Raw genomic sequence first — 304 nt, forward strand, 5'->3', positions numbered from 1 at the left:
CCGCGTTTGGCCAACTTCGCTACCCCTCCATTATAGAAGGCTTTGTGTATCAAACTTTCAATACACCTTTACTACGTCTTTACGATGGTGCCGACCGAGGGACTTGAACCCCCAACCTACTGATTACAAGTCAGTTGCTCTACCAATTGAGCCAGGTCGGCAAAGATGGTGGAGGATACCGGGCTCGAACCAGTGACCCCTTGCTTGTAAGGCAAGTGCTCTCCCAACTGAGCTAATCCTCCTAAATGTTATGCCTGGCGACGTCCTACTCTTGCGGGGAAATCCCGACTACCATTGGCGCTGA

General features: G+C 51.3%; 2 tRNA genes. Both read right to left on the minus strand.

The features are described 5' to 3' along the window. Window positions 1–85: 85 nt before the first annotated feature. Window positions 86–161, minus strand: a tRNA-Thr gene (locus N784_RS15845). A 5-nt stretch (window positions 162–166) separates the two neighbouring features. Next, window positions 167–242: transfer RNA gene (locus N784_RS15850), tRNA-Val, on the minus strand. Window positions 243–304: the final 62 nt, after the last annotated feature.

Origin of the sequence: Pontibacillus litoralis JSM 072002 (assembly GCF_000775615.1) — a bacterium.
GTDB classification, from domain to species: domain Bacteria; phylum Bacillota; class Bacilli; order Bacillales; family BH030062; genus Pontibacillus; species Pontibacillus litoralis.